The 23,164-nt window shown below is 64.2% G+C and carries 21 protein-coding genes; 4 read left to right on the top strand and 17 right to left on the bottom strand.

Annotated features, from left to right (window positions below; all coding sequences use genetic code 11):
• Positions 1 to 102: 102 nt before the first annotated feature.
• The 4 genes from katG to QF118_RS08530 form a co-directional block, all read right to left on the bottom strand.
• Positions 103 to 2,313, bottom strand: coding sequence for a catalase/peroxidase HPI (katG, locus tag QF118_RS08545; RefSeq protein ID WP_282302205.1), 2,211 nt, complete (start codon positions 2,311 to 2,313; stop codon positions 103 to 105).
• A 341-nt stretch (positions 2,314 to 2,654) separates the two neighbouring features.
• A complete protein-coding gene (locus QF118_RS08540; RefSeq protein WP_282302204.1) occupies positions 2,655 to 4,379 on the bottom strand; it encodes a sensor histidine kinase in 1,725 nt (574 codons plus the stop codon).
• Positions 4,380 to 4,395: 16 nt separating this feature from the next.
• Complete coding sequence (locus tag QF118_RS08535; RefSeq protein WP_282302203.1) at positions 4,396 to 4,947, bottom strand: RNA polymerase sigma factor; 552 nt, start codon at positions 4,945 to 4,947, stop codon at positions 4,396 to 4,398.
• Positions 4,937 to 5,107 carry a NepR family anti-sigma factor gene (locus QF118_RS08530; RefSeq protein WP_282302202.1) on the bottom strand — a complete coding sequence of 57 codons (171 nt, stop codon included), beginning with the start codon at positions 5,105 to 5,107 and terminating at the stop codon, positions 4,937 to 4,939. The genes QF118_RS08535 and QF118_RS08530 overlap by 11 nt, the downstream gene beginning before the upstream one ends.
• 100 nt (positions 5,108 to 5,207) lie before the next feature.
• On the opposite strand from QF118_RS08530, the gene QF118_RS08525 reads away from it, so the two are divergent.
• Positions 5,208 to 6,017 carry a response regulator gene (locus QF118_RS08525; RefSeq protein WP_282302201.1) on the top strand — a complete coding sequence of 270 codons (810 nt, stop codon included), beginning with the start codon at positions 5,208 to 5,210 and terminating at the stop codon, positions 6,015 to 6,017.
• A 58-nt stretch (positions 6,018 to 6,075) separates the two neighbouring features.
• Here the strand turns inward: QF118_RS08525 and QF118_RS08520 are convergent, their stop codons facing one another.
• The 13 genes from QF118_RS08520 to QF118_RS08460 form a co-directional block, all read right to left on the bottom strand.
• Entirely contained in the window at positions 6,076 to 6,573 is a 498-nt protein-coding gene (locus QF118_RS08520; RefSeq protein ID WP_282302200.1) for a Dps family protein, read from the bottom strand.
• A gap of 133 nt (positions 6,574 to 6,706) precedes the next feature.
• Positions 6,707 to 6,877 (bottom strand): DUF1328 domain-containing protein, encoded by a 171-nt coding sequence (locus QF118_RS08515; RefSeq protein ID WP_282302199.1) that lies wholly within the window; start codon positions 6,875 to 6,877, stop codon positions 6,707 to 6,709.
• 87 nt (positions 6,878 to 6,964) lie between these two features.
• Complete coding sequence (locus QF118_RS08510) at positions 6,965 to 8,098, bottom strand: Gfo/Idh/MocA family protein (RefSeq protein ID WP_282302198.1); 1,134 nt, start codon at positions 8,096 to 8,098, stop codon at positions 6,965 to 6,967.
• Positions 8,098 to 9,156: a sugar phosphate isomerase/epimerase family protein gene (locus QF118_RS08505; protein ID WP_282302197.1), complete on the bottom strand. Its 1,059-nt coding sequence runs from the start codon at positions 9,154 to 9,156 to the stop codon at positions 8,098 to 8,100. Before QF118_RS08505 ends, QF118_RS08510 begins: the two co-directional genes overlap by 1 nt.
• 15 nt (positions 9,157 to 9,171) lie before the next feature.
• Positions 9,172 to 9,990, bottom strand: a complete 819-nt coding sequence (locus tag QF118_RS08500) for a TolB family protein (RefSeq protein ID WP_282302196.1) — start codon at positions 9,988 to 9,990, stop codon at positions 9,172 to 9,174.
• Positions 9,991 to 11,598, bottom strand: coding sequence for a glycoside hydrolase family 43 protein (locus tag QF118_RS08495; RefSeq protein ID WP_282302195.1), 1,608 nt, complete (start codon positions 11,596 to 11,598; stop codon positions 9,991 to 9,993).
• Between the two features lie 94 nt (positions 11,599 to 11,692).
• A complete protein-coding gene (gene mgrA, locus QF118_RS08490; RefSeq protein WP_282302194.1) occupies positions 11,693 to 12,736 on the bottom strand; it encodes an L-glyceraldehyde 3-phosphate reductase in 1,044 nt (347 codons plus the stop codon).
• Positions 12,737 to 12,748: 12 nt separating this feature from the next.
• Positions 12,749 to 13,879, bottom strand: a complete 1,131-nt coding sequence (locus tag QF118_RS08485) for a Gfo/Idh/MocA family protein (protein ID WP_282302193.1) — start codon at positions 13,877 to 13,879, stop codon at positions 12,749 to 12,751.
• 3 nt (positions 13,880 to 13,882) lie between these two features.
• The gene (locus tag QF118_RS08480) at positions 13,883 to 14,626 is read right to left on the bottom strand and encodes a sugar phosphate isomerase/epimerase family protein (RefSeq protein WP_282302192.1); all 744 of its coding nucleotides are present in this window, start codon (positions 14,624 to 14,626) and stop codon (positions 13,883 to 13,885) included.
• Positions 14,627 to 14,647: 21 nt separating this feature from the next.
• The gene (locus QF118_RS08475) at positions 14,648 to 15,733 is read right to left on the bottom strand and encodes an ABC transporter ATP-binding protein (RefSeq protein WP_282302191.1); all 1,086 of its coding nucleotides are present in this window, start codon (positions 15,731 to 15,733) and stop codon (positions 14,648 to 14,650) included.
• A gap of 169 nt (positions 15,734 to 15,902) precedes the next feature.
• Positions 15,903 to 16,844 (bottom strand): carbohydrate ABC transporter permease, encoded by a 942-nt coding sequence (locus QF118_RS08470; protein ID WP_282302190.1) that lies wholly within the window; start codon positions 16,842 to 16,844, stop codon positions 15,903 to 15,905.
• Positions 16,837 to 17,727, bottom strand: coding sequence for a carbohydrate ABC transporter permease (locus tag QF118_RS08465; RefSeq protein WP_282302189.1), 891 nt, complete (start codon positions 17,725 to 17,727; stop codon positions 16,837 to 16,839). The genes QF118_RS08470 and QF118_RS08465 overlap by 8 nt, the downstream gene beginning before the upstream one ends.
• 103 nt (positions 17,728 to 17,830) lie before the next feature.
• A complete protein-coding gene (locus tag QF118_RS08460; protein ID WP_282302188.1) occupies positions 17,831 to 19,066 on the bottom strand; it encodes an ABC transporter substrate-binding protein in 1,236 nt (411 codons plus the stop codon).
• Between the two features lie 208 nt (positions 19,067 to 19,274).
• Between QF118_RS08460 and QF118_RS08455 the strand changes: the two genes are divergently transcribed.
• From QF118_RS08455 to QF118_RS08445, 3 genes are all read left to right on the top strand, one after another.
• On the top strand, positions 19,275 to 20,303 hold the full coding sequence (locus QF118_RS08455; protein WP_282302187.1) for a LacI family DNA-binding transcriptional regulator: 1,029 nt from the start codon (positions 19,275 to 19,277) through the stop codon (positions 20,301 to 20,303).
• 64 nt (positions 20,304 to 20,367) lie between these two features.
• On the top strand, positions 20,368 to 21,561 hold the full coding sequence (kynU, locus tag QF118_RS08450) for a kynureninase (RefSeq protein ID WP_282302186.1): 1,194 nt from the start codon (positions 20,368 to 20,370) through the stop codon (positions 21,559 to 21,561).
• 145 nt (positions 21,562 to 21,706) lie between these two features.
• Positions 21,707 to 23,161 (top strand): DUF4153 domain-containing protein, encoded by a 1,455-nt coding sequence (locus tag QF118_RS08445; protein WP_282302185.1) that lies wholly within the window; start codon positions 21,707 to 21,709, stop codon positions 23,159 to 23,161.
• Positions 23,162 to 23,164: the final 3 nt, after the last annotated feature.

Genomic DNA, 23,164 nt, shown 5'->3' with positions numbered 1-23,164 from the left:
ATCCGTGTCATGTCGCCCGCATTGATCCGACACGAAAAAACCGCGCCCGGGGGAACCGGGCGCGGTGTGTGATCGTGTCACTCCGGATCGCCGGAGGCTGGATTACTTCAGATCAAAGCGGTCCAGTTCCATGACCTTGACCCAGGCGGCAACGAAATCCTTGACGAATTTCCCGGCCGCGTCGTCCTGGGCATAAACCTCGGCCTGCGCCCGCAGTTGCGAGTTCGAGCCAAAGACCAGATCGCAGCGCGTGCCCGACCACTTGACCTCACCGGACTTGCGGTCACGACCTTCATAGACGCCGTCCCCCTTGGGTTTCCATTCCGTCGCCATGTCGATCATGTTGCGGAAGAAATCGTTGGTCAGCTGGCCCGGACGGTCCGTCAGCACACCATGCTGGCTGCCGCCGTGGTTGGCACCCAGAACCCGCAGGCCGCCGACCAGAACGGTCATTTCCGGCGCGCTCAGCGTCAGCAGTTGCGCGCGGTCCAGCATCATTTCTTCTGCCGCGACCGAGAACTCCTGGCTAAGATAGTTGCGGAACCCGTCGGCCTTGGGCTCCAGCGGCTCAAAGCTTTCGGCGTCGGTCAACTCTTGCGTGGTGTCGTTGCGACCCGGTGTAAAGGGCACCTCGATCGCGTGACCGGCATCTGCCGCTGCCTTTTCGACAGCCGCGCAGCCGCCCAGCACGATCAGATCGGCCATCGACACTTTCTTGCCGCCCGAGGCCGACGCGTTGAAGTCAGCCTGCACGCCTTCCAGCGTCGACAGCACCGATGCCAGCGCGTCGGGTTCGTTGACGGCCCAGCCGCTTTGCGGGGCAAGACGGATGCGCGCACCATTGGCACCGCCGCGACGGTCCGACCCACGGAAGGTCGAGGCCGAGGCCCAGGCGGTTTTCACCAACTCGGACACCGACAGACCCGACGCAAGGATCTTGTCCTTGAGCGCGGCAATGTCGGCCGCGTCGATCAGCGGGTGATCGACGGCGGGGATCGGGTCCTGCCAGATCAGATCCTCGGCGGGGACTTCCTTGCCCAGGTAGCAGACCTTGGGGCCCATGTCGCGGTGGGTCAGCTTGAACCAGGCGCGGGCAAAGGCTTCGGCGAATTCCTCGGGGTTTTCGTGGAACCGCTTGGAGATCGGACCATAAATCGGGTCCATGCGCATCGCCATGTCGGCGGTGGTCATCATCGGCGTGACCTTCTGGCCCGAACCGTCGACCTGCGGGGCCATGTCCTCTTCCTTGAGGTCCTTGGGGTGCCACTGCCAGGCGCCTGCGGGGGATTTGACCAGTTCCCATTCGTACCCGAACAGCAGGTCGAAATAGCCGTTGTCCCACTTGATCGGGTTCGCGGTCCAGGGGCCTTCGATGCCGCTGGTGGTGGTGTGCACACCGCGCCCGGATTCAAAGGCGTTTTTCCAGCCAAAGCCCATGTCTTCCATCGCGCCCGCTTCGGGTTCGGCCCCGACAAGCGACGCATCGCCCGCGCCATGCGCCTTGCCAAAGGTGTGGCCACCGGCGGTCAGCGCGACGGTTTCCTCGTCGTTCATCGCCATGCGGGCAAAGGTTTCGCGGATGTCGCGCGCCGACAGCAGCGGATCGGGGTTGCCGTCCGGGCCTTCGGGGTTGACGTAGATCAGGCCCATCTGCACGGCCGCCAGCGGGTTGGCCAGCTCGCGGTCGCCGGAATAGCGGCTGCCGTCCTTGTCCGAGGTCGCCAGCCATTCGGCTTCGGCGCCCCAATAGATGTCTTCCTCGGGCTCCCAGATGTCGGCACGGCCGCCGCCAAAGCCAAAGGTGCGACCGCCCATGGATTCGATCGCGCAGTTGCCCGCCAGGATGAACAGGTCGGCCCAGGACAGGGAATTGCCGTACTTTTGCTTGACCGGCCACAGCAGGCGGCGGGCCTTGTCAAGGTTGCCGTTGTCCGGCCAGGAGTTCAGCGGCGCAAAGCGCTGGTTCCCGGTCGACGCGCCGCCGCGTCCGTCGGCGGTGCGATAGGTGCCGGCCGCGTGCCAGGCCATGCGGATCATGAAGGGGCCATAGTGGCCATAATCGGCGGGCCACCAGTCCTGGCTGTCGGTCATCAGGGCGTAAAGGTCGGCCTTGACCGCATCCAGATCAAGTTTCTTGAACGCCTCGGCATAGTTGAAATCCGCGCCCAGCGGATTGGTGTCGGGCGTGTTCTGGCTGAGGATCTTCAGGTTCAACTGGTTCGGCCACCAGTCACGGTTCGACCGTACGCCAAAGTTGGTCGCCATTGGTGTGCCGTGCATCACCGGGCATTTGCCGATATCGTTTCCGTCCATGTCTCTCTCCATTGGTCAAGGTGTGACGGCGTCGGTACAAACCAAAGCCGCCTGAATATCCCCGGGGCTTTGCTTCGGCCCATGCAGGCCGGCCATCCCCCTGATGTCGCTCGCAAAAAATGTCAGGCGCCACGATTTTGGCGGCCTGCCCGCATCCCCCGGCGAATCGACTGTTTAGAACCTATCAAAACTGGGTCATTTGGAAAAATTGAATAATGTAATGATTGCGATAACCATTTCCTATCAACTTCGCACACGGTGATCACCCCATCCCATCAGGCCGCCCCGCCCCGGGGGCCGGGCGCAAGGCACCTGGACAGGACGCCAAGAGGCAAAGCGGTTCAGCCCTGCCCCTGTTCCTCCGGGACGAATTCCTTGGCATTGAAGCGCACGACATAGCGGTACAGGCCCGGCGCATGCTCGACCTCGTCCGTGCCGTCCAGCTGGCCGACAAAGGCGCGCATCAACTGGCTGCCCAGCCCGCCGCTTTCGGTGGCATCCTCGTCCACCGGCGTGACCGGTCGGCCCGTGGTGTTTTCGACGGCAAAGCGCACCTGCCCGTCCTCGCCAAGGCTCAGGTCCACCGCGATCCGAGCCGCCCCGCGATCAGGATAGCCGACGTATTTCAGGGCGTTGGTCAGCGCCTCGGCCAAAAGCATCGACAGCGGCACCGCCTGGTCGGGCCACAGCAGGACCTCGTCCAGCCGGGTTTGCACCGTGACCCCCGCCTCGGCGGGCAGGCCCGACAGATCCTTGACCATGGCCTGCACCATTTCGGCCGCGTTGACGGCCGTCATGTCTGGCGTGGTGTAAAGCGTCCGGTGCATCATCGCCAGTCCCCGCACCCGGCGTTGCAGCCCCGCCAGCATGCGCCGCGCCTCGGGGGTTTTGGCGGTGCGCGCCTGCATGTTCATGATCGACGCGATCAGTTGCAGGTTGTTCTTGACTCGGTGGTGCACTTCTTTCAGCAGCACCTCCTTGTCGCGCAGGTCCTGTTCCTGCTGCGCCTCGGCCTGCGCCAGAAACAGGATCATCCGGTTAAAGGCGCGGGCAGTGTCGGCCAGTTCCTCGGGCGGGTTGTCCAGATCCAGCCGCCCGCCGCGCAATTCGCCCAAGGCATACTGGCGCATCGCCGACCGCAGCCGGGAAATGTGCCGGATCACCAGCCGCTGCACGCTGACATAGGCCACCGTCACCCCGGCAATCCACATCAGCCCCGGAAACAGCACCGACAGGAACACGCTGAACTGCGACGCGCTTTCGCGTGCGCTGGCCTCGGGCCAGCTGCCGACCAGCGCGACGCTGCCCGGGATCATGGCGCTGACCGCGAAAACCCGTTCCTCGCCGCCCGGCACCACCGCGTCAAAGGTCTGACCAACCCGGCCCGCAAGGGTTTCCAGCGGGATATCCGCCGGCAGGAACGTGGCCGCCGAGTCGGCCCCGCCGGTGGCCGAAATCACTTCGCCATCGGTGCTGACCGTCGCCAGGCGCAGGCCCTCGTCCTCGGTGCTGTCGGTCATCAGGGCATCGGCCAGACGGTGCGGGATCGAAATGCTGACATAGCCGATCTGCTGGCCCTGCTGCCAGACCGGGTGGCTGGCGATGATCACCGGTTGACCGGTCACCGCGCCCCGGCCGCTGATCTCGACCGTCGCGCTGCCCTTGGACTGGATTTCAAGAAAGACCCGGTTGCGGGAAAAATCCCGCGCCACCCGGGCCGAGCTGCACTCCATGAACCCGGTTTCGTCGATGAACCCGGCAAAGATGAACTGCGGGTGGCTTTTGATGAACTGCGCCATCACGTCCGAACAGATGCTGCGTTCCGTCGCCAGAACCGCCGCGCCCAGACCCTGCGCCGCGCCCAATGCCTCCTGGATCAGCTCGCGTTCGGCCATCGCCGCCTCGACCGTGCGCCCCTTGAGCGAGGCACGGTTGAGCGACCGCGCCTCTTCCAGCACGGCGCGCGTCTGGTACAGCGAAATCACCCCCAGCGGCAAAAGCGCCAGGGACAACATCGCCACCAGCCGCGCAGGCAGGCTGCGCAGCTTTGCCAGTCGGCGCCTCACGGACAGGGGCCCTTGGTCATGCGGCGCTGGGATTGTCGGCAACGATGGCCGAGGTCACGGCATCGGTCGCCCCCAGCCCGTCGTCATCGTCCAGCCCCATCAGTTCGGCCAGGCGGGCCCGCGCCCGGTTGACCCGGCTTTTGATGGTGCCGACCGCCACGCCGCAGGTTTCCGCCGCCTCTTCGTAGGAAAAGCCGCCCGCGCCGACCAGAACCAGCGCTTCTTGCTGTTCCTCGTTCAGCTGGGCAAAGGCGGTGTTGAAATCGCGCATCTGCAACCGGCCGTCATGATCGGGCTTCTGTGCAAGATTGGCCGCCAGCGCGCCATCGCCGTCCTCGACCTCGCGGCGGCGTTTGCGGAAATGCGAATAATAGGTGTTACGCAGGATGGTGAACAACCAGGCCCGCATGTTCGTTCCGGCCTCAAAGCGCTCGATGTTTGTCCAGGCTTTGACCAGGGCGTCCTGCACCATGTCATCGGCCAGCGCGGCGTTGCGTGTCAGGCTCATGGCAAAGGCGCGCATGGCCGGAATATGCTCGACCAGCTCTTCGCGCGGATCAGACGTCATGCTGATCTCCATCCTTTTTTGCGCCATCGGCCTGCTGCAACTGCGCCAACAGCTGCGTGAACCGATCCGGCACGTCCTGTTTCAGCACATCGTCATAGGCGCGTTTCAGGTTCGCCTCGATTTCCTGCTGCAGCCTTGAGTCTCGATTTTCTCGGGTCATGTGATCACTTACAAGGTTCAAGTTTTTTTGCACGTCTCGGGAACCTAACCCGCCGCCCTGCGTTTGGTTCCCAGAAAAATCGAAAAAAAAGGACGAAAGAATGACAGAGGGTATTCGTGGGGATCTCGCGTCCAGGGTGGGCAACAATCTTCCCTATCTGCGGCGCTACGCCCGCGCCTTGACCGGATCGCAAGACCGCGGGGATCAATACGCCATGGCCACGCTCGAGGCGATCCTGAGCGATCCGTCCAGCTATGACAGCGCGCTTTCGTCCAAATGCGCGCTGTTCCGGGTGTTCCATTCGATCTGGATCACCACCGGCGCGCCGCTTGGCGACGACGAAACCGGGCTGGCCGGCAAGGCGCAGGCGCATCTGGCGCGGCTGACCTCGGGCACCCGCGAGGCATTGCTGCTGCACACCATCGAAGAGCTGACCTTTGACGAGGTCGCCGCCGTGATGGACACCACCGCCGCGGATGCGCAGGAACTGGTCAACATCGCCTATTCCGAAATGGCGCAGTCCTTGTCCGGCCGCGTCATGATCATCGAGGACGAGGCGATCATCGCCGTCGATCTCGAAGCGATCACAGCCGAGATGGGCCACAAGGTCACCGGCGTCGCGCGCACCGAAAGCGCCGCGCTTGACCTGGCCCAGCGCGAAACGCCCGACCTGATCCTGTCGGACATCCAGCTGGCCGACAATTCCAGCGGCATCGACGCGGTCAACAAGATCCTTGCCGCGCATCCGGACATTCCAGTGATCTTCATCACCGCCTTCCCCGAACGTCTGCTGACGGGCGAAGGGCCGGAACCGGCCTTCCTGATCTCGAAACCCTATACCGAGGACCAGGTCCGCTCGGCGATCAGCCAGGCGATGTTCTTCTCCTCGACCGAGACGCTCAAGGCCTGATCGCCCCCCCCTACCAATCACGACAGGCCCCCGGCACCGTGCCGGGGGCCTTTTTGCCTTACGACTTGGCCATCGCCCGCAGCATCCAGGCCGCCTGCTCGTGAAAGGCGCTGCGCTCGGTCGCGAGGTCCTCGGTCACCGGATCGCGGCGCCCTTCGACCAGTTGCACCAGCGCATGCAGTCGGTGCGCCACGCGTTCGTGGTCGCTCACCAGATCGGCGATCATCTCGCCGGCGCTGGGAACCCCCGGCAGGTCGGAAATCTGCGACCGCGCGACGATGTCGGCCATGCTCAGCGGCGCCAGATGGCCCAGCGCGCGGATCCGTTCGGCCAGCTGGTCGGCGGCGGCGAACATGTTTTCGTATTGCGCCTCGGTCAGCTTGTGCAGCGAATAGAACAGCGGGCCTTCGACGTTCCAGTGATAGGCATGCGTCTTGAAGGTCAGCCGGTAGGTGTCGGCCAGAATGTCCGCCAGCCCAGCGGCAATGCCCTGGGTGTCACGCACCCCGGTGGACAGCTCGGCTTCGCTCGGAACGACGGTTGTTGCATCTTTCATTGGTGCCTCCTGTGGCTTGGGTTTGTCTTGGGAAATCAACGCACAAAACGCCGCTGCGTTCCCGTTTGCGGCAAAAAGAAACGGGGCCGCGCGGGCCCCGTCCTTTCGTCATTTGCGATCAGTGCCGCCCCTGTCAGGGCGTCCGGCCGCGCAGCGCGCGCGCCACCATGGCCACCACGAAAAGGATCAGGAACAGGAAGAAAAGCACCTGCGCCACCCCCGCCGAAGCCGAAGCGATGCCGCCAAAGCCAAAGATACCGGCGATGATGGCGACGACGAAAAAGATTACAGCCCAATACAGCATTGTCTTGTCCTTTCGGTTGGTTCCCCTTGGTCGGGTCATACCGAAACAACCCTTGGCAACGCAAAAGGTTCCCGCGCAGGGTTTCCCTCAGCCCAGCGGTGTCCAGACCCCATCGCCGCGCGACGAGGCGATGCAGGCCGCGATGAACCGCATCCCCTGCAACCCGTCCTCGATCCCCAGCACGTGATGGCCCTCGGGCAGCGCCTGGCCCTGGTCCACATGACGGATCAGCGCCGCCGCCTCGCTGTAAAGCGTCGCGAACCCCTCAAGATAGCCCTCGGGATGGCCCGGCGGAATGCGCGTCACGCGGGTGCCCGCCGCGCTCGATCCGGCCCCGCCGCGCGTCAAAATCTGCTTGGGCTCGCCGAACCGCGTAAACGTCATCACGTTGGGGTTTTCCTGCGCCCAGTCGATGCCGCCCTTGGTGCCATGCACCCGCAGCCGCAGCGCGTTTTCATTGCCAACCGCCACCTGTGACGCCCAAAGCATCCCGCGCGCCCCGCCCGCAAAGCGCAGCATGACATGCACGTTGTCATCCACCTGCCGCCCCGGCACAAAAGCCTGCAAATCCGCCGCCAGCTGCTGGGCCCGCAACCCCGTCACAAACGACGCAAGGTTAAAGGCATGGGTGCCAATGTCGCCCACACAGCCCCCCGCGCCGGATCGCGCCGGATCGACCCGCCAATCGGCCTGCTTGCCGCTGGTTTCCTCGGCCAGCCAGTCCTGCGCATATTCCACCTGCACCACGCGGATTTCCCCCAGATCACCGCGCGCGACCATCTCGCGCGCTTGGCGGATCAGCGGATAGCCGGTGTAGTTATGCGTCAGGATGAACTGCTTGCCGCTGTCCTTTTGCGCCTGCGCAATCTGGTCGGCCTGCTCTGGCGTCGCTGCCAGCGGCTTGTCGCAGATTACGTGGATACCGGCCTTCAGAAAGGCCACCGCAGGCCCCGCGTGCATATGGTTCGGCGTGACAATCGCCACCGCGTCGATGCCATCGGCGCGCGCGGCCTCGGCCTGCGCCATCTCCGCGAAATCGGTATAGGCCCGGTCCTCCGCGATCCCCAGATCAGCGGCCGAGGCGCGCGCCCGGTCTGCATCCGACGACAGCGCCCCAGCCACCAGATCCCACTGCCCGTCGATCCGCGCGGCGATCCGGTGCACCCCGCCAATGAATGCGCCCTGCCCGCCGCCGACCATGCCCAGCCGCAACCGTCTCATCACGCGGTCCCCAGCATCTTGCGGATGGCATCCATATCCGTCTGCCCCCCGGCGAAATCGTCAAAGGCCTTGTCCGTCACCTCGATGATATGCTGCTCGATGAACGGCGCGCCCTCGGCCGCCCCTTGCTGCGGCGATTTCAGGCAGCATTCCCACTCCAGCACCGCCCAGCTGTCATAGCCATGCGTCGCGAGGCGCGAGAATATGCCGCCGAAATCCACCTGCCCATCGCCAAGGCTGCGGAACCGCCCGGCGCGCCCCAGCCACGGCTGATAGCCGGAATAAACCCCCTGACGGCCATCGGGGTTGAACTCGGCATCCTTGACGTGAAAGGCGCAGATCCGTTCGTGATAGATGTCGATGAATTGCAGGTAGTCCATGCATTGCAGCAGGAAATGGCTCGGATCATAGTTGATGCGGCAGCGATTGTGCCCCTTGCAGGCGTCCAGGAACATCTCCCAACTCGCGCCGTCGAATACGTCTTCTCCGGGGTGGATTTCAAACCCGATGTCGACGCCGTTTTCCTCGTAATGGTCAAAGATCGGCACCCAGCGCCGCGCCAGTTCGGCAAAGGCCTCGTCGATCAGCCCCTCGGGGCGCTGCGGCCAGGGGTAAAGGAACGGAAAGGCAAGCGATCCAGTGAAACTGACCGTGGTGTCCAGCCCCAGCCTGCGCGAGGCAACCGCCGCCTTCTTGACCTGATCCACCGCCCAGGCCTGCCGCGCCTTGGGGTTGCCATGCACCGATGCCGGGGCAAAGGCGTCAAAGGCCGCGTCATAGGCCGGGTTCACCGCGACCAGCTGGCCTTGAAGGTGCGTCGAAAGCTCGGTGATCTGCACGCCCGCATCGGCGCAAATGCCCTTGACCTCGTCGCAATAGGTCTGGCTGTCGGCGGCCTTGTCCAGATCGAACAGGCGCGCGTCAAAGCTGGGGATCTGCACGCCCTTATAGCCCAGGCCCGCCGCCCATTTCGTGATGTTTTCCAACGAATTGAAGGGCGCGTCGTCGCCCGCGAACTGGGCAAGGAAAAGCGCAGGTCCTTTGATCATTCCGGGCATGTGGGTCTCCTGTTCTCAGGTGGTCTGGTGATAGCGGACATAGGCAAAGCGGCGGCTGTCTGGCGCCCAGCAGGGCACGTTCAGCGTGCCTTGCCCGCCGAAAAGATGGGTCAGGGTCTGCGGCGGCCCGCCCGCCGCGGGCATCAGGCGCAACTCCACGTCGCGGCCAAAGGGGTGGCCCTCGGTGCCCGGCGGATAGGCCAGGTAAAGCACGTTCTGGCCATCGGGGGATGGATGCGGGAACCAGTCGACGCTGTCGCCGTGGGTCATCTGCTGGACGTCGCTGCCATCGCTGCGCATCCGCCACAGCGCCATGTCGCCGCCGCGATCCGAGTTGAACCAGATCCATTCCCCATCAGGGCTGTAATCCGGCCCGTCATAGTGGTGCGCGCTGGTGATCAGCAGGCGTTCATCGCTGCCGTCCAGCGCGCAGGTTGCAATGCCGAAATCGCCGTTCCGCACGCAGGTATAAGTGTGGCGCTGCCCATCCGGCGACCAGCCGTGCCACCAACTGGGCACCTTGTCCGTCACCCGCGTCGGCACGCCGCCCTGCACCGTGTAGATGCAGGATTTCCCGGTCTCGGTCTTGTCACTGATCGCCAATGTCAGGCCATCGGGCGAAATCCCGTGATCGTTGTTAAGCTGGTCAAAGCCGGTCTCGATCGGGATCAGGCCCGGCGCGTCCAGCGGCAGCCGGTACAGCCGCCCCTTCGCATTGACGATCAAGGCCGCGCCATCGCGCGTCCAGTTCGGCGCCTCGACATGCCAATCGGTGTCCAGAACCACCTGGGCCTGCCCGCTGTCCAGATCAAAGATTTCAACCAAAGCGAACATTCAAAGCGCCCCCGGCTGGTAATCGAACCGCGTGAAATCCGCCGCGCGCCCCTGCCCGGTCAGATCAAAACCCGCCATGCCGACGAAATTCCCGGTGAACGATCCATGCGCCCCGCGCCCGCCTTCGTCCGACAGAACGGCGGCGTTCAGTTCCGGCCCAAAGGCCTGCCAATCACCGCCCTGCCGCCAGTAAAACTGCTGGCGCGCGTGGTCGGTCTGCACCGCCAGATCAATCGGGCCATCCCCGATGGCGATGGGCTGGGCGGGGAATTGCAGGCGCCCGTCCGGGAAATCGCCGGGACAGGACAGGATCGACAGGGCACGCCCCAGCCCCGGTTCCCGCGTGACGGTCAGAAAGTGGAACTTGAAGCGGTTGTAATAGGTCACAAGGCCCGCATTCTGCTGATAGGTCGTGGGGGAAAACTCGGCCAGCGTCGTCTCGGCGCGATAGGCCAGATGTTCCTGCCGCCGCGCGACAAGCGCCTGCTCGAACCAGGACCCGATGCTTTCGCGGCCAAACAGGCGCAGGGCGCTGCCGGTCAGCTGGAAAATCCGATCCGGTTCCGGCGTGCGCAGCCACTGGAATTCGGGCGGCAAGGAAGCGTCCGTGAAAACTCTGGAAACCCCCGGCGCGGGCAGCGTTTCCCCCGCGCAAGGCACCTCCACACGCGGCACCTGCCCGCCGGCCTCAAGATACAGCCAGTCGTCGCGCCAGACACAACGCTCGATCCCCGTCTCGCGGCCCAGCGGCGAATAGCCCCGCCCCACCCGCGCGCCCATCTCGTCAATCGGGCGCGAACACAGGAAAGTGTGATAGGTCTCGCCCTCCGGTGTCTCGACGATCTGACCATGCCCGACCCGTTGCAGGGCGCTGTCCGGGGCATCCTTGGCAGTCATCAGATGGGTGTCGGGGTGCAGCGCGTAGGGCCCCCAGACGTCGCGCGACCGCGCCATGGTGACCGCGTGATCATAGCTTGTCCCGCCCTCGGCGGTGGTCAGGTAATACCAGCCATTGCGCTTGTACAAATGCGGCGCCTCGACCAGCCCCAGCGCGGTGCCCGGAAAGATGTTGCGCACCGGGCCAATCAAACCCTGCTGCGGGTCCCATTCCTGACACAGGATACCGTCAAAAGCCGGGGTCTTGGGACTGCCCCCAATCGACTGCGACCGGTGGTTCCACTGCATGTTGATGAAATACTTGCGCCCGTCGTCATCGTGAAACAGCGACGGGTCAAAGCCGCTGGAATTGACATAGACCGGATCGCTCCACGGCCCTTCGATCGCATCGGCCCAGACGATGTAGTTGTGCGCGTCCTTGAAGTTGCCGTCATAGCGTTTGACGTCCGTGTAGACCAACCAGAACCGCCCGTCCGCATGGGACAGACAAGGCGCCCAGATCCCGCAACTGTCGGGATTTCCGCGCATATCCAGCTGACTGGCGCGCGTCAGCGGCCGGCAGGCCAGCGTCCAGTCCGCCAGATCGCGGGAGCGGTGGATCTGCACGCCGGGATACCATTCAAAGGTCGAGGTCGCGATGAAATACTCATCGCCCGCCCGGCAGATCGAAGGATCGGGGTTGAACCCCGGTAGGATCGGGTTGCGGATCATCGTTCCTCCTGACCCTCCAGGACTGTGCCCGGTGCTGCCCAAGGGAGCCTCCGGCGGGAGTATTTTTGCCAAGAAGAAGCAGCGTGGCAGGTCTTCATCGGCTGGGACCTTCGCGTTCCGAGGAGGCCGCCCAGAGGTTTACGTTGGCATCCACCGCATATTGGTCGATCTCGTCCAGTTCGGCCTGTGTGAATTCAAGGTTCTGCACTGCGCCGACGCAATCGGTGATCTGAGAAGGTTTCGATGCGCCGATCAGCGCCGTCGTCACCCGTTCCCCGCGCAGCACCCAGGCCAGCGCCATCTGCGCCAGCGTCTGACCGCGCCGTTCGGCAATGGCGTTCAGCGCGTGGATACGCGCCAGAACGTCCTCGTTCAGGAAGCCGTCGAGCAGCGATTTGCCCTGCGTCGCGCGGCTGCCTTCGGGCACGCCGCCAAGGTATTTCTTGGTCAGCATCCCCTGCGCCAGCGGCGTAAAGGCGATCGACCCGATGCCCAGATCGTCCAGCGCATCCAGCAGCCCGTCTTCTTCGACCCAGCGGTTGATCATCGAATAGGACGGCTGGTGGATCAGGCAGGGCGTGCCCAAATCCTTCAAAATCGCAGCCGCCTCGCGGGTTCTGGCCGCGTTGTAGGAGGAAATTCCGACATAGAGCGCGCGCCCCGAGCGCACGATATGATCCAGCGCCATCATGGTTTCTTCCAGCGGCGTGTCGGGATCGAAGCGGTGCGAATAGAAGATGTCGACGTAGTCCAGCCCCATGCGTTTGAGCGACTGGTCACACGACGCGATCAGGTATTTGCGCGATCCCCATTCGCCATAAGGCCCCGGCCACATGCCATAGCCTGCCTTGGACGAAATGATCAGCTCGTCCCGGTAAGGCGCAAAATCGGTGCGCAGGATTTCCCCGAAGGCCAGTTCCGCCGCGCCCGGTTTCGGGCCATAGTTGTTGGCCAGATCGAAATGGGTGATCCCCGCATCAAAGGCCGTGCGGCAAATGTCGCGCTTCAATTGATGCGGGGTGTCGTCGCCAAAGTTGTGCCACAGGCCCAACGAGATGGCCGGCAGTTTCAGGCCCGACCGCCCGCAGCGGCGGTATTGCATGGTGTCGTATCGGGTGTCCGATGCTTGCCAGACCATCTGTCTTTCTCCTTATGCCAGCAGGGCCTGAGCGTCCTTCGGGCTTAGCGCCTGAGGCCGGTCGCAGGTGGTGGTCATCGTGACCCAGGCACGGTCTTCGCCCGCCTTCAGGATCGCCGTCATGACCTCGACCACATGGGTCGCCAACTCTTGCGAGCAGCGATGCGGACGATCCGCAAGGATGGCCTGCGCCATATCCGCCAGCCCCGCACAGCGATAGTTGGCGCGCGGCGTGCCGCGTCCGTCCTCGATGTTGGGCACGCCAAAAGGATGGCCGCGCTCTTCAAGCGCCGTGGCGCCTTCGGGGGTTGCCACCTTGACTTCGCCGCCGAAGAAGTTCGGGTCAGGCACGTAAAGCGAGGCGTCCAACCCGTAAAGCTCCATGTTTTCATGGCGGTGCGCCTTGACGTCCCAGCTGGCGCCAAAGCTGACGATGGCGCCGTTCTCGAACTCCAGCAGGGCATGGATACTGGTCGGCGTGTCCACCGGGATCGTCTCGCCATTGCGCGGCCCGTTGGAAATGGTGCGCCGTTCCGACCCTTTGCCTGTCATCGCTGCCACGGCCCGTACCGGTCCGATCAACTGCACAAGGTTGGTGATGTAGTAAGGCCCAAGATCAAGGATCGGCCCGCCGCCGGGCTGAAAGAAGAAGTCCGGGTTTGGGTGCCAATGCTCCATCCCGAAGGACATGACATGGCATGTGCCGCCGATGACGCGGCCGACCTTGCCCTCGTCCAAAGCCGCACGCGCCAGTTGGTGCGCCCCGCCCAGATAGGTGTCGGGGGCAGACCCCACGCGCAGGCCCTTTTCCGCCGCCAGCTTGCGCAGCGCCTCGCCCTCTTCCAGCGACAGAACAAAAGGCTTTTCCGAATAGGAATGCTTGCCCGCCTCAAGGATGCGTTTAGACACCTCGAAATGCGCGGCGGGCACCGTCAGGTTGACGATGATGTCGATGTCGTCCGAGGCCAAAAGCCCCTCGACCGTTTCGGCGCGCAACCCGAATTCCTCGGCCCGCGCCCTGGCCGCCGCCTCGCTGATATCGGCGCAGGCCCGCATTTCGATGCCTTTGAACAAAGGCGCCAGTTTCATGTAAGCGGCCGAGATATTGCCGCAGCCGATCACGCCTACTCCCAAAGTTTTCATGGCTCAGTACCCCCGAAAGGCGTCGATGGACCGGCGCGCGAAACGCGTGGCATCCGACGGTTTGTCATGTTCCATCACGAACAGGTCGACGCCCGCGCCGCGCAGCGCCGACATGATCCCGGCCCAGTCCATGGTGCCCTGCCCCACGTCGGCCCAGCCGTCTTCGTCCGCGCAATCCCCGGCAGGCGCGATATCCTTGACATGGGCTGTGGTGATCCGGTCCTTGTACTTTTCGATCCAGTCCAAGGGATTGCCGCCGCCACGCACCACCCAGGCCACGTCCATTTCCCAGTCGATGCTGGGCGCCTCTTGCAAGATCACCTCCATCGCCGGGCTGTTGCCCATGAACTCCCAGTGGTGGTTGTGCCAGCCAAAGGCCAGGCCTGCATCGCGCACCTTTTTCGCCGCTTCCTCAAGCCGATGCGCCAGCGCCTTCCACGCCGCCAGATCGGGCGTGTCGCCGCGCAGATCGTCCTCGGGGGCGGGGCAGAATACGCGGTTCATCCCCAGCGCCTTGGCCGTGGTCAGGGTCTTGTCCAAGCCGCCTTCGAAATTGCCCACCGGAAAGAAATGCCCCGACGGCATGGTCAGCCCATTGGCATCCAGCAGCGCGCGGAACGCCGCCGGGTCATCATAGACCCCGCCAAACCCCTCGACCTGGGTATACCCCAGCCCCGAAAGCATCGTCAGCGTCTCCGCCCAGGGGCCCGCATCACGCGCCGAATACAGTTGGAATGAAACGTTCATGTCATTGGTCCTCTTGCGTCGTCACAGACGCGCTTCGCTAGTTTTGTCGAAAAGATGGGCACGCTCGGCGCTGAACCCGATTTGCAGCGCCTGCTTCGGGCGCACATCGGCCTGCCCGTCCAGACGCACCCACATCGGCACATCGCCAACCCGCACCCGCACCAAAGTGTCCGAGCCCAAGGGCTCGACCAGCTCCACCACGCTGTCCAGCCGGATCGGCATGCCCGCCGCCTCCGCGCCCGACGCGATATGCTCCGGCCGGATGCCCAGCAGCGCGGGCGCTTGCCCCGCCACCCCGGCAAAACCATACCCCTCCAGCGACAACGCCCCGATATCGCTGCCGAACGTCCCGCCGCTGACCACCCCGTCGATGAAATTCATCGAAGGCGAGCCAATGAACTGCGCCACATACAGGCACGACGGATGGTTATAAATCTCGTGAGGCGAGGCGAACTGCAGCACATGCCCGCCCTTCATGATCGCAATCCGGTCGGCCAGCGTCATCGCCTCGACCTGATCGTGGGTCACGTAGATCATCGTATTGCCCAGCGTCGCGTGCAGCTGCTTGATCTCGACCCGCAGATCGGCGCGCAGCTTGGCGTCCAGGTTCGACAGCGGTTCGTCGAACAGGAAAACATCGACATCGCGCACCAGCGCCCGGCCAATCGCCACGCGCTGCCGCTGCCCGCCCGACAGCGCCCCGGGCTTGCGCTTCAACAGCGGCTCGATCTGCAACACCTTGGCCGCCCGCGCGATCTTTTCCTTGATTTCGGCCTTGGGCACCTTGGCGTTCTTCAACCCAAAGGCCAGGTTCCCCTCGACCGTCATCTGCGGGTACAGCGCATAGCTCTGGAACACCATGCCGATTCCGCGCTTGCTGGGTTCTTCCCAGGTCACATTGCGCCCGCCGATATGGATCTGCCCGTCAGTCACATCCAACAGCCCCGCGATACAGTTCAGCAAGGTCGACTTGCCGCACCCGGACGAGCCAAGCAAAACGACAAACTCGCCCTGCCCCACGTCGATATTGAGATCCTTCAGAACTTCCACCGCGCCAAAGCTCAGCTTCAGGTTCCTGATCGAAATACTGGGTTCTGTGGCGCTCATGCCTGCCCCCTCCACATGTCCGTGTTTCTTCTTGGCAAAAATACTCCGGGGGGTGGCGCCCGGTCCGCGCAGCGGCGATCTGTCCCGCGGACAGATCGAGGGCGCCACGGGGCAGAGCCCCATTCCCGCGGGGCAAAGCCCCCGCCAAAGGTATCGGGTGCGGCCTGTCTCATCCTTTGACCGCCCCCGCAGCGATGCCGCGCACGAATAGCTTGCCCGAGACAAAGTAGATGACCAGCGGTACCAGCCCGGTCAGCAGGGTTGCCGCCATGTTGACGTTGTATTCCTTGACCCCCTGGACCGAGTTGACGATGTTATTCAACTGCACCGTCATCGGATAAAGATCGGGCTTGGTATAGACCACGCCAAACAGGAAATCGTTCCAGATCCCGGTGACTTGCAGGATCATCGCCACCACGAAGATCGGCAGCGACATGGGCAGCATGATCTGGAAATAGATCTGCCAGAACCCGGCCCCGTCGACGCGCGCCGCCTTGAACAACTCTTCGGGCAGGGACGAAAAATAGTTGCGGAACAGCAGCGTCAGGATCGGCATGCCGAATATCGAATGCACCATGACCAGCCCCGACAGCGACCCGTACAGCCCCATTTCGCGCAGCAGGATCACGATGGGGTACAGCATCACCTGATAGGGGATGAAGGCGCCAAAGATCAGGATGGTAAAGAACATGTCGGCGCCCTTGAACCGCCAGTTCGCCAGCGCATAGCCGTTCACCGAGGCTATCGCGATCGACACGATGACCGAAGGCACCGTGATCTGCACCGAATTCCAGAAACCGCGCGAAAGCCCGTCACAGTTCAGGCCCGTGCAGGCCTCGGCCCAGGCCTTGACCCATGGCTCGAACGTGATCTCGACCGGCGGGGCAAAGATGTTGCCCATCCGGATTTCCGGCATCCCCTTCAACGATGTGACGATCATCACGTACAGCGGCAAAAGGTAATAGACCGAGACGACCGCCAGCGTGCCGTAGATCATGATGTTGCGCCCCGACAGCGCCTTTTTCGGGCGCGGGCCCCTGGGGCCGCTCAGCTGGCGTGCGACAGCATCGGCCCCGGCAACCGTGGCGGACAGGCTTGCAGGATCAGCCATGTTTCTTGCCTCCGAATTCGAGATAGGCCCATGGGATCACCACAACCAGAACCGCCAGCAGCATCATGGTCGAGGCGGCAAAGCCCTGGCCCAGGTTCTGGCCCTGGAACATGTAGTCATAGACGTATTTTGCCGGCACTTCCGACGCGATGCCCGGCCCGCCTCCAGTCTGCGCGACGATCAGGTCGTACAGCTTGACGATGCCGCTGGCGATGATCACCAGCGTGGTGATGAACACCGGGCGCATCATCGGAATGACGATGAAGATATAGGTTTTCCACGCCGGAATGCCGTCGACGCGCGACGCCTTCCAGATGTCGGGATCAATGCCGCGCAGCCCCGCCAGCATCAGGCACATGATCAACCCGGTGCCCTGCCACAGCCCCGCGATCAGCACGCCGAAAATCACGATGTCCGAGTTATAAAGCGGATCAAAGGTAAAGCTTTCCCAGCCCAGCCCGCGCACCACGTTCTGCACCCCGAAATCGGGGTTCAGCAGCCATTGCCAGACCAGCCCCGTCACGATGAAGCTAAGCGCGAAGGGATACAGCAGGATGGTGCGAAAGGCGTTTTCATAGCGGATCTTCTGATCCAGCAGCGCCGCCAGCAAGAACCCGATGATCAGGCTCAGCACCATGGAACAGACCCCATAGATCAACAGGTTCTCGATCGAGACCAGCCAGCGGCTGGTGCCCCAGAGACGCTCGTACTGGTCCAGCCCGACGAACTTGGCCTTGGGCAGCAGCTTCGACGAGGTAAAGGAATAGGTCACCGTCCAGGCGGTGCCCCCGACAAAGACGACCAGCGCCGTCAGTATCATCGGGATGGCGGCGATCTTGGCCGAGATGTTCCGGAATAACCGGACCGGGCGGGCCGCTGACATGGCGCTCCCCCTTCTCAAGGTGTTGGGCGGATGGATGAACAGGCCTGGCCGGACCGCAGGCCATCTCTGGCACCGGTCCGGCCCTGTTCAGACGATCACAAGGTCAGTCCTTGGACGCCACGATATCGACGAAACGCTTCTGCGCGTCCTCGGCGGAAATCGAGGTGTCCTGGAAGAACTGCACGAACAGGTCGTTCAACTGGTTGTTCGTGTCCTCGGTGTTCAGCATGTTGACGTCGGGCATGATGTTGCCCGCCTGCAGGATCTCCAGACCCTTTTTCATGCAGTCGTTGGCCGCCGCCAGATCGACATCCGCCCGCACCGGCAGGGACCCCTTTTTCAGGTTGAAGGCCACCTGCGTCTTGGGGTTCAGCAGCGTCGCGGCCAGCGCGTCCTGCGCCGCCGAGATTTCCGGATCGTCGTTCACCGGGAAATAGAAGGCATCGCCGCCGGTCGAAATGACCTCGTGCACGCCCAGCCCCGGCAGACAGGTGTAATCCTGGCCCGCGACCTCTCCGGCGACGGCGAATTCGCCCTGCGCCCAGTCCCCCATGATCTGGCCACCGGCCTTGTCGGTGATCACCAGGTTGGTCGCCTGGTTCCAGTCCTGCACGTTCGACCCTTGCACCATCTCGCGCATGTCGGCCGCGGCCTTGAACACGCGGGTCATCTCTTCGCCCGCCGCCAGCGCATCGTCACCCTCGCCGTAAATCTTCTGCAGCACCTCGGGGCCTGCCAGCGTCGCCATCAGCACGTTGAACGCGCCCGAGCTTTGCCAGGACTGACCGCCCAAAGCCATCGGCTGAATGCCCATCTCGCGCAGCTTGGGACCGGCGGCGACGAATTCATCCCAGTTGGTCGGAACCGCAAGGCCCGCGTCCTCGAACACCTTGTTCGACAGCCACAGCCACTGCCACGAATGGATGTTCACCGGCGCGCAATAGATCTTGCCGTCCACCGTGCAGGCATCCAGCAGGCTGGGCGGGTTCACGATATCCTTCCAGCCCTCGGCCTCGGCCACGGCGGTCATGTCGCGCAGCAGCCCCGCCTCGATCAGCTCTTCGGCCTGACGGCCATGGTTGAACTGGAACGCGCCCATGGGATCGCCGCCGATGATCCGGCTGACCATGACCGGGCGCGCCGTGCCGCCGCCCCCCGCGATGGCGCCGTCGACCCATTTGTTGCCGGTCTGGGCCTCGAATTCGCGGGCGAATTCAGCCACCGCCGCGGCCTCGCCGCCCGATGTCCACCAATGCGTGACCTCAAGGTCCGCCGCAAACACAGCCCCGCCCGCACAAATCGCGGTGGATGCTGCCAAAACAGTGCGCAATGTCGTCATTTTAATCCTCCCTTGGACCCGCCTCCCTGCGGACCCTGTTCGCCAGAGCGCTTCTGATTCTCCGACCAAAACCGCCGTTGTAATCGTTTACATAAGCGGGCAAACTGACCCTGTAAACGATTACACGCATGCTCTACCCGGAAGCCCCCTCTTGTCAAGGCTTCGCTTTCCCACCAAACCACGCACCAGGGCAAAAGGCAGGCACAAGATGGTTCAGAAACCGGTTCGGATTCAGGATGTTGCACAGGCGGCGGGGGTATCGACCGCCACCGTCAGCCGCGCCCTGTCCAATCCCGACATCCTGTCCGAAGCCACCCGCAAACTGGTGCAGGACGCGATTCGCCAGACCGGCTACCGCGTCAATCAGGCCGCCCGCAACCTGCGCAAACAGCGCGCCGGGGCGGTGCTGATCCTTGTGCCGAACCTGTCCAACCCGTTCTTTTCGCAGATCCTTGCCGGCATCACCGAAGGCTTTGCCAGCAGCGATTATTCCGTCCTGATCAAGGACACCGCCGGGATGGCCGGCACCGACACCGGGTTGACCAACTATTTCCTCGACAGCCGCGTCGATGGCATGATCTCGCTCGATGGCGGGTTGACCGCACATCAGCTCGACAGCCTTCAGGCCAATGGCGTCGCGGACAAGATCGTCTTTGCCTGCGAATGGGTGCAGGATTGCCCGCTGCCTTCGGTGCGCAGCGACAACATCAAGGGCGCGCGCCTTGCCATCGGCCACCTGCACGAACTGGGCCATCGCCGCATCGCCCATGTCACCGGCCCGCGCGGCAACGTGCTGACCACCGCGCGCCGTCAGGGCATGCTGGCCGAACGCGACCGCCTTGGCCTGCCCGCGCGCCCCGAATGGATCATAAGGGGCGATTTTTCCATGCAATCCGGCCATGACGCCGCGCAAAAGATCATCGCCATGCAGCACCGGCCCACGGCGGTGTTCTGCGCCTCGGACATGGTCGCCTTTGGCCTGATCGCCGGGTTGACCGAGGCAGGCATTCGCGTCCCGCAGGACATTTCCGTCATCGGCTTTGACGATATCGAGATGTCGCAATTCTACATTCCGGCCCTGACCACGATCCGCCAGAACCGCCGCGCGTTGGGTCTGCGGTCGTCGCAACTGCTGCTCGACCGGCTTGACGGCGCCTCGCCCGCCGCTGGCGGCGTGGTCGATCTGGTCGATGTCTCGCTGATCCCCCGCGCCAGCACCGCCCCGCCCCCGGGCTAAGCCTTTGACGCGCCGCCCGCGCGGTGCCACAAAGCCCCGGCACCCCAACATCCCGAGGTATCCCATGGGCATCCCCCTTCCCCGCAAAGACCTGTTTCACCTGCCTGATGGCGTCATCTATCTTGATGGCAATTCGCTGGGCGCATTGCCGCGTGCCGCGCAGGCCCGCACCGCGCAGGTGTTGCAGGATGAATGGGGCGATCTGCTGATCAAGGCCTGGAACGATGCCGGGTGGATGGCCCTGCCGCAAAAGATCGGCGACCGCATCGCGCCGCTGATCGGCGCGCCTGCCGGGTCGGTGGCCATGGGCGACACCCTGTCGATCAAGGTCTATCAGGCGCTTGGCGCGGCGGTGAAAATGCGCCCGGGGCGCCGCGTGATCCTGTCCGACAGCGGCAATTTCCCCTCGGATCTCTACATGGCGCAGGGGCTGATCGACCTTTTGGGTCAGGGCTATGAATTGCGCACCCCCGCGCCCGAAGACGCGGCGCAGGCCATCACCGACGAGGTGGCCGTGGTGATGCTGACGCAGGTCGATTACCGCACCGGCCGGATGCACGACATGGCCGCGATCACCAAGCGCGCCCATGACGCGGGCGCGGTCATGCTGTGGGATCTGGCGCATAGCGCCGGGGCCGTGCCGGTTGACCTGACGGCCTGCGGCGCCGAATTCGCTGTCGGCTGCACCTATAAATACCTCAATGGCGGCCCCGGTGCGCCCGCCTTCATCTATGCCCGCCCCGACCTGATCGAAAGCGTCGATCCGGTGTTGTCCGGCTGGCTTGGCCACGCCGCCCCCTTCGCGATGGAGCCGGGCTATCGCCCCGCCATGTCCACCGAACGGCTGCGCGTCGGCACGCCGTCCATCGTGCAATTCGCCATTCTCGACAGCGCTCTGGACGCATGGGACGGCGTCGACATGGCCGATCTGCGCGCCGCCTCGCTGACCCTGTCCGAGCTGTTCATCCAGCAGGTCGAGGCCCGCTGCCCGATGCTGCGCCTTGCCTCGCCGCGCGACCCCGATCTGCGCGGCTCTCAGGTGTCCTTTGCCTTCGAGCATGGCTATCCCGCGATGCGCGCCCTGATCGACCGCGGCGTGATCGGCGATTTCCGTGCGCCCGACATCATGCGCTTTGGCTTCACGCCGCTTTACCTGGATGAGGCCGACATTCTGGCCGCCGCCGACATCATCGCCGATGTGATGACCACGCAGGCATGGCGCGCCCCGAAATATCAGGTCCGCTCGGCCGTGACGTAACGTGACGATCGGAAATTAACCCATTGTTAATAAACGAGGTTTCGCCGCGAAACTCCCTGCGCAAAATCTGCACGGCTTTTGCGGCCAATCTGCCCAACCGATTGCGATTCCTGTCCCCGGAAAAGGGTCAAAAGGAGATCGGCCAATGCAGGGACAATTCATCATGCGCGGACTGCCCCGCGCCTTGGCAAGGGACGGCTGGTGGCTGACCCCCGATGCCCCGATCCCGCCCCGGGATGGGGCAAACCGGCCCGGCACCCTGCGCGCCCCGCAACGCCTGCCGCTGATCCTGATCGCCCTGATCGCCGCCGGGGATCTGCTGTTCTGGCAGCACGCGCCCGGCCTGTCGCTTGCGCTGTTTTCCGGGCTGATCCTGGCCGCGGCCCTGGCCCTTGGCGCCGAACGGCGCAGCCCCAAAGGCCCCGCGCTTTTGCTGGCCGCATCGGCCCTGCCTGTCATCGAACACGTGCAGGCCCTGTCCCTTGCCTTCCTGATCGCCGGAACGCTTTTGTCGCTGGCCTGGCTGCGCCTGCCGCCCGGAGCCCAAAGCCCGGCCATCGCCGCCGCGGCGCTTGGCCTGGCCCGTACCGTCCTGCAGGCCCCCGCCCGGCTGTTTCGCCCGGTCAAGGCCCTGCGCGCCCTGCCGGGGCTTGCAGGCCCCGACCGTGCCCCGGCGCTGCGGGCGCTGGCGCGCAACTGGGCCTTTCCGTTGGGCGGCGCGCTGGTGCTGGGCGGGCTGCTGATCCGCGCCAACCCGGTGCTGTCCCGCGCCCTGTCCGAACTTCTGCGGCTTGACCTGAGCCTGCTTGACGCCATTGCACGCGCCGCGCTCTGGCTGGGCCTTGGACTGCTGTGCACCGCCCTGCTGAGCGCCGAGAGCAAGCCCGCACAACTGCCCCGCCTGCCACAAATGCGTTGGACCCTTGGCCTGAACGCCGGGTCCGTGCTGCGCGGGCTTTGGGTCTTTAACGGGCTGCTGGGCGTGCAGACCGTCATGGACCTGTCGATCTTTCTGGGCGGCGCGGCCCTGCCCCAAGGCATGAGCCACGCCGAATACGCCCACCGCGGCGCCTATCCCCTGCTGGCCACCGCCATGCTGGCTGGCGGTTTCGCCCTGGCGGCCCGCCCCTTTCTGGGCGAATCCCGTTTGCTCAAACCCCTGCTGCTGCTCTGGCTGGGGCAGAACGTCCTTTTGTGCCTGTCATCGGTCCTGCGGCTTGACCTTTATGTCGATGCCTTCGGACTGACCTACCTGCGGATACATGCGATGATCTGGATGGCCCTTGTTGCGACAAGCCTTGCCCTGACCCTGTGGCAGGTTATGCGCGGGCATTCCAACATATGGTTAACCCTGCGGGCGGCGCTGCTGGGGTTGGCCACGCTCTACGCCTGCTGCTTTGTCAACTTTGCCGCGATCATCGCCGCCCAGCAACTGGACCAGGAGACCAGGACAAGCCAGCTGGACCGCGCCTATCTCTGCGCCCTGGGGCCGATGGCCTATGGCGCGGTGCGCGGCACCAGCCTGAGCCAATGCATCGCGCCGCCGCGTGTATCGGACTGGCGCGATTGGACTTTGCGCGCGGCGCGGGTTGGGCGATAAGCA

Origin of the sequence: Tropicibacter oceani (assembly GCF_029958925.1) — a bacterium.
Taxonomy (GTDB): domain Bacteria; phylum Pseudomonadota; class Alphaproteobacteria; order Rhodobacterales; family Rhodobacteraceae; genus Pacificoceanicola; species Pacificoceanicola oceani.
This window is presented reverse-complemented; position numbering and strand designations above follow the sequence as displayed.

Bases quoted from the DNA above. Each gene is read 5' to 3' on its own strand.
- katG (WP_282302205.1), bottom strand. From the start codon at position 2,313: ATGGACGGAAACGATATCGGCAAATGCCCGGTGATGCACGGCACACCA.
- QF118_RS08535 (WP_282302203.1), bottom strand. From the start codon at position 4,947: ATGACGTCTGATCCGCGCGAAGAGCTGGTCGAGCATATTCCGGCCATG.
- QF118_RS08530 (WP_282302202.1), bottom strand. From the start codon at position 5,107: ATGACCCGAGAAAATCGAGACTCAAGGCTGCAGCAGGAAATCGAGGCG.
- QF118_RS08525 (WP_282302201.1), top strand. From the start codon at position 5,208: ATGACAGAGGGTATTCGTGGGGATCTCGCGTCCAGGGTGGGCAACAAT.
- QF118_RS08520 (WP_282302200.1), bottom strand. From the start codon at position 6,573: ATGAAAGATGCAACAACCGTCGTTCCGAGCGAAGCCGAGCTGTCCACC.
- QF118_RS08515 (WP_282302199.1), bottom strand. From the start codon at position 6,877: ATGCTGTATTGGGCTGTAATCTTTTTCGTCGTCGCCATCATCGCCGGT.
- QF118_RS08510 (WP_282302198.1), bottom strand. From the start codon at position 8,098: ATGAGACGGTTGCGGCTGGGCATGGTCGGCGGCGGGCAGGGCGCATTC.
- QF118_RS08505 (WP_282302197.1), bottom strand. From the start codon at position 9,156: ATGCCCGGAATGATCAAAGGACCTGCGCTTTTCCTTGCCCAGTTCGCG.
- QF118_RS08500 (WP_282302196.1), bottom strand. From the start codon at position 9,990: ATGTTCGCTTTGGTTGAAATCTTTGATCTGGACAGCGGGCAGGCCCAG.
- QF118_RS08495 (WP_282302195.1), bottom strand. From the start codon at position 11,598: ATGATCCGCAACCCGATCCTACCGGGGTTCAACCCCGATCCTTCGATC.
- mgrA (WP_282302194.1), bottom strand. From the start codon at position 12,736: ATGGTCTGGCAAGCATCGGACACCCGATACGACACCATGCAATACCGC.
- QF118_RS08485 (WP_282302193.1), bottom strand. From the start codon at position 13,879: ATGAAAACTTTGGGAGTAGGCGTGATCGGCTGCGGCAATATCTCGGCC.
- QF118_RS08480 (WP_282302192.1), bottom strand. From the start codon at position 14,626: ATGAACGTTTCATTCCAACTGTATTCGGCGCGTGATGCGGGCCCCTGG.
- QF118_RS08475 (WP_282302191.1), bottom strand. From the start codon at position 15,733: ATGAGCGCCACAGAACCCAGTATTTCGATCAGGAACCTGAAGCTGAGC.
- QF118_RS08470 (WP_282302190.1), bottom strand. From the start codon at position 16,844: ATGGCTGATCCTGCAAGCCTGTCCGCCACGGTTGCCGGGGCCGATGCT.
- QF118_RS08465 (WP_282302189.1), bottom strand. From the start codon at position 17,727: ATGTCAGCGGCCCGCCCGGTCCGGTTATTCCGGAACATCTCGGCCAAG.
- QF118_RS08460 (WP_282302188.1), bottom strand. From the start codon at position 19,066: ATGACGACATTGCGCACTGTTTTGGCAGCATCCACCGCGATTTGTGCG.
- QF118_RS08455 (WP_282302187.1), top strand. From the start codon at position 19,275: ATGGTTCAGAAACCGGTTCGGATTCAGGATGTTGCACAGGCGGCGGGG.
- kynU (WP_282302186.1), top strand. From the start codon at position 20,368: ATGGGCATCCCCCTTCCCCGCAAAGACCTGTTTCACCTGCCTGATGGC.
- QF118_RS08445 (WP_282302185.1), top strand. From the start codon at position 21,707: ATGCAGGGACAATTCATCATGCGCGGACTGCCCCGCGCCTTGGCAAGG.